Annotated in this window: 5 protein-coding genes; 4 read left to right on the top strand and 1 reads right to left on the bottom strand. The window is 48.0% G+C overall.

Going from position 1 to position 4,511, the window contains the following annotated elements:
- Window positions 1-355: 355 nt before the first annotated feature.
- The 3 genes from ACLQ6D_RS09605 to ACLQ6D_RS09595 all read left to right on the top strand — a co-directional run bounded on the left by ACLQ6D_RS09605 (window position 356) and on the right by ACLQ6D_RS09595 (window position 3,166).
- Window positions 356-1,501: an MBL fold metallo-hydrolase gene (locus tag ACLQ6D_RS09605; RefSeq protein ID WP_411727064.1), complete on the top strand. Its 1,146-nt coding sequence runs from the start codon at window positions 356-358 to the stop codon at window positions 1,499-1,501.
- A gap of 186 nt (window positions 1,502-1,687) precedes the next feature.
- On the top strand, window positions 1,688-2,941 hold the full coding sequence (locus tag ACLQ6D_RS09600; RefSeq protein ID WP_411727063.1) for an FAD-dependent oxidoreductase: 1,254 nt from the start codon (window positions 1,688-1,690) through the stop codon (window positions 2,939-2,941).
- Between the two features lie 84 nt (window positions 2,942-3,025).
- Window positions 3,026-3,166 (top strand): hypothetical protein, encoded by a 141-nt coding sequence (locus ACLQ6D_RS09595; RefSeq protein ID WP_411727062.1) that lies wholly within the window; start codon window positions 3,026-3,028, stop codon window positions 3,164-3,166.
- Window positions 3,167-3,370: 204 nt separating this feature from the next.
- Here ACLQ6D_RS09595 and ACLQ6D_RS09590 read toward each other — a convergent pair whose 3' ends face one another.
- Window positions 3,371-3,502 (bottom strand): hypothetical protein, encoded by a 132-nt coding sequence (locus ACLQ6D_RS09590; protein ID WP_411727061.1) that lies wholly within the window; start codon window positions 3,500-3,502, stop codon window positions 3,371-3,373.
- Window positions 3,503-3,722: 220 nt separating this feature from the next.
- On the opposite strand from ACLQ6D_RS09590, the gene ACLQ6D_RS09585 reads away from it, so the two are divergent.
- A complete protein-coding gene (locus ACLQ6D_RS09585) occupies window positions 3,723-4,364 on the top strand; it encodes a DUF599 domain-containing protein (RefSeq protein ID WP_411727060.1) in 642 nt (213 codons plus the stop codon).
- Window positions 4,365-4,511: the final 147 nt, after the last annotated feature.

Below are 4,511 nucleotides of genomic sequence, written 5' to 3'. Positions count from 1 at the left end.
TTACCCAAGGTAGCCGTTTTGGGAACACGGCTGACGGGGATGTCGGGGCGGCCATGAATAAGCCCGACCACCGTCCTCGGAAAACACCCAATTACAAGACACCCCATGCGGTATTTTTTGCTGGACTTTTGCAAGAGGCCGCATGAACACTAGGATTGCACTTCGGAGTTGAATCCGCCTATTTATGAATCAATGAAACATAACATAAAACAAAAACCAGAGGAAATACTATTTTAAAACTGCAAAACTCAATTAAATTAATGGGTTTCATTAGTTATTAGATTTTGGCATAGACATTGCTTTAATTCTAAAGAAACGTAAAGAAACAACCTCACCCAACAACCGGATAGACATCATGATATTCAAACAATTATTTGACCAGGAAACCTGGACTTACACGTACCTGATTGCTGATCCCGTCAACAAAGATGCCGTGTTGATTGATCCTGTAAACACGCATATTGACGATTATCTGGCCGTGCTGGCCGAGCTAGGACTACAACTGAAATATACGTTGGAAACCCATGTCCATGCCGATCACATCACCGCCAGCGGCCTTTTGCGCCAACGGCTGGGCGCACAAACGGGCGTAAGCGCCTTATGCGGAGCGGAAACAGCGGATTTCCAGATTAAAGATGGCGATGTGTTTTCTTTCGCTAACGGCGAACAGCTTAAGGTTATTGCAACGCCGGGGCATACGGTAGGCAGTATCTCTTTTTTGTGGAGAGACCGCGTGTTTACCGGCGATGCCTTGTTGATTGGCGGCTGTGGACGTACCGACTTTCAGGGTGGTGATGCCGGGGCGCTTTACGACAGCATCACCCAACGCCTATTTACCTTACCCGATGAAACCCTAGTTTATCCAGCCCATGATTACCAACAACGCTGGGTGAGTAGCATTATGCAGGAACGCACCACCAACCCGCGTCTGGCAGGCAAAACCCGTGAACAATACATAGATATTATGAATAATCTCAATCTTCCCAAACCGAAACTGATAGATGAAGCCGTACCTGCCAACCGTTATTGTGGCCTGGAAGAAAATGAACGTCAGGATGCCATTGTCCTGAGGGAAACAGCTAAAGAAAAAACGAAAACAGAAGAAACACCAGGTGCGACTTGCGGCGGCGATATGCCAAAATCCGGGGGCATAAGCGCTCAAGATATGGTCGCCGCCGCAAAACAGCAGATTACCGAAGTCAATGTGGAAAAAGCCAAGCAGTTGATAGCTCAAGGCAACATTACCATCATCGACACCCGCGAGGAAAGCGAGTACGCAGCTGGTCATATTGAGCTAGCCGTGCCATTGCCACGCGGCGTCCTGGAATTTAAGATAGGCAATATCCCGGAGTTGGCGGATAAATCCAAACCCGTGCTTATCTACTGCCGCACGGGCGGACGTGCAGCCCTGGCAGCCCAAACCCTGAAAACACTGGGTTATACGAATGTGCTCTCCATCGCTGGCGGATATGAAGCCTGGCAAAAAGCGTCTGAAACGTAATGCCATTGAAAAATGGTTGACTGCCAGCAACTATAGGTGAAAATGGACTTGCAAAAACAAATGGAAGATTAATCCGGCCAAAATCAGCATCTAAGTAGTATTTGGTTTTGGCAAACCCATTCTTGAGAGATTCAGGCTGTCTTGGAATGCTCTCGAAAAACTATAACTACACAAACTGGAGGATTTATGTCACAACAACACACTACCCTTTTAATCGTCGGCGGCGGCGCTGCTGGCGTTTCTGTCGCCAACAACATGCGCCGGCAAAATTCATCGATAGCCATTGGCTTGATTGAACCATCTGAAAAACACTATTACCAGCCCGGCTTCACCATCGTCGGCGGCGGCGCTTACACGCTGAAACAAGCCACCAAAAACGAAAAAGACCTCATCCACCCCAGCGTCACCTGGATCAAGGAGTATGCAGAAACATTCCAACCGGAAGAAAACAGCGTAACCCTGCGTTCCGGCGATAAAGTGACTTATGACTATCTGGTTGTCTGCCCTGGGCTGCAACTGGACTGGGACAAAATCAGCGGCTTGAAAGAAACGCTGGGCAAAAACAACGTCTGTAGCAATTACTCTCCCGACACCGTGGAATACACCTGGGAATGTATCCAAAACCTGCAATCAGGTACGGCACTGTTTACCCAACCGCCCATGCCCATCAAATGCGCGGGGGCGCCGCAAAAAATCATGTACCTGGCTGCCGACCGCTTCCGCAAAAAAGGCATCCTGGATAAATTCAGCATCGAATTTTTCACCGCAACCCCCAGCATGTTTGGCGTACCGTTTTTTGCCAAAGCGCTGACCAAAGTGGTTGCCGATTATGGGATTAAGACCAATTTTAACAGCAATCTAGTCGCCATTGACGGAGAAGCCAAAAAAGCGACTTTTGAAGTCATGGACAGCGAAGGCAAAAAGAAGAAAACCACCAAAAAATTTGGCATGATCCATGTCACCCCGCCGCAAAGCGCACCGGATTTCATCAAACAAAGCCCGTTGGCGAACGCTGCCGGCTGGGTGGATGTGCATCCAAAAACCTTGCAACATAACAAGTACCCCAATATTTTCGGACTTGGCGATGCCACTTCGACACCCAATGCCAAAACCGCCGCCGCCGTCCGCAAACAAGTGCCTATCGTGGTCGATAACATCCTTAACGTGATGAATGCCAAAGCGGTTGCGGAAAAATATGACGGCTATGGTTCTTGCCCGTTGACCACGTCGCTCAATGCCGTGATGCTGGCAGAATTTGCTTATGATGGTAAGGTAACGCCATCATTCCCTTTCATTGATCCAAGGGAAAATCGGTCTATCTGGTGGTGGGGCAAAACTTTCGGCTTCCCGTTTTTGTACTGGCACATCATGGTTAAAGGCTTGCGGATTGATATTCCGCATCTGGAATGTTATGCCAAGAAGTTTATGAAGGAAGGATAAGCGTTAGGGATTTATATCGTTCCCACGCTCGAGCGTGGGAACTATACATTAGGCGTTTTTTCAATCCCATTTAGGAGAGAACCCGTGGAATCATATTTGTTTGATGACCGAAACATCCGTTGGAACAGGCTTGGCGATTTCGAGCATTTGGTTTATTCCATACTCGATATAGATGAAGCAAATAAAATCGCCGATGTGCTTTTCAAATTTTCAGCAAACCAGTAAATTGTCCTTCATAGGCATAAGGTACACAACAATACGTTCGTTATCCAAGGCGAGCATCGCTTATATGAACCCAATGGCAAGATTAAGGAAATCAGGCCAGTCGGCAGTTATACGTGTAGCCCTGCCAGTGATGAACCGCATCGGGAAGGTGGCGGCGACCAAGATGTTGTCGTTTTTTTCAGCATCCGAGGTAGTGATGGTGTTTTATATGAAGTGCTTGACGATGATATGAATCTGATTGCCACGCTGAGTTTTCAGGATTTCGTTGGCTTGTATCAAGCGCAGCAAATGAATGTGGAAAATAATTAACGCATTTCCACTCTCTGTCAATGCCATTAGGTTAAGCGATGCAATCCCTTCTCCCTTGAGGGAGACGGCACGGATTCCCTATCCGTTGCCGCACTTACTCCATCCCTGGAGGGCGAAGGTTAGGATGAGGGGGATTGATTTTAATCTCCTCACCCCAACCCTCTCCAGCAGGAGAGGGAGTTTTCTTTCTTAACCTAATGGCAATTGGAGCTTGGATTTCTGCACACATCAAAAAGGAGGCAGTTGCATGTCATACGATATTATTGCTTTTGCAGTCAGTTGCCTATTGATACTGACTTATTATCTTTATTTAGGTCGGCGAACCCGCCGCATACCGGATTCTTGCGTACATGCACACAATGCCAGGATACGTGAACAATGGGTGGATATGGTCATGAACAGCGGCAAAATGGACATTCTTGCCATCCAAACGATCCGCAACTCGGTCATAGCCGCCAACTTCATGGCTTCGACTGCCGTGCTGTTGATCATCGGCACCTTAAACATCAGCGAAAAAATAGGCCAATGGGCGCTCGCTAGGCATCCCTTAGGCATAGACGGCGCAACATCCGGCGTGTTATGGCAAATAAAGCTGGGTTTATTGCTACTTGTTTTTGCGATTGCTTTTCACTTCTTTTCCATGGCAATACGCTACTTCAATCACGTCGGTTATATGATAAACCTTCCTGGCGACACGTCGAAAGACAGGAGGCCATATCATCAAACTTGCGCCTACTTGAACAAGGCCGGCAGCTACTATAGGTTTGGGACCCGCGCCTTCTTTTTTGGCTTGCCGATCATAATGTGGTTTTTCGGGCCCTATTTTTTGGTGCTGGCGACACTCGGCTTAACCGGAGGGCTCGCCATACTGGACTGGACGCCAAGCTGAGGGCTAGGCAAAATAGCCCGTAACCTGTTCCTGGAATAACTGGGCAAAACCGATTTTCTTGAACAACTCAAGCCCGGCAAGGTGTTTTCCCGGACTGAAGATGCCGCTAAAGAATTGGGTTGAGGCAATTCCCTCTCCCTCTGGGAG

The sequence above is a fragment of the Methyloglobulus sp. genome, from assembly GCF_046714055.1.
Classification (GTDB): Bacteria; Pseudomonadota; Gammaproteobacteria; order Methylococcales; family Methylomonadaceae; genus Methyloglobulus.
The sequence above is the reverse complement of the archived record's forward strand: the minus strand, read 5'-3'. Positions and strand labels throughout refer to the sequence as shown.

What these genes read in the sequence shown, in the direction of transcription:
- ACLQ6D_RS09600 (WP_411727063.1), top strand. Translation starts at nt 1,688, where the DNA reads ATGTCACAACAACACACTACCCTTTTAATCGTCGGCGGCGGCGCTGCT.
- ACLQ6D_RS09605 (WP_411727064.1), top strand. Translation starts at nt 356, where the DNA reads ATGATATTCAAACAATTATTTGACCAGGAAACCTGGACTTACACGTAC.
- ACLQ6D_RS09590 (WP_411727061.1), bottom strand. Translation starts at nt 3,502, where the DNA reads ATGGCATTGACAGAGAGTGGAAATGCGTTAATTATTTTCCACATTCAT.
- ACLQ6D_RS09585 (WP_411727060.1), top strand. Translation starts at nt 3,723, where the DNA reads ATGTCATACGATATTATTGCTTTTGCAGTCAGTTGCCTATTGATACTG.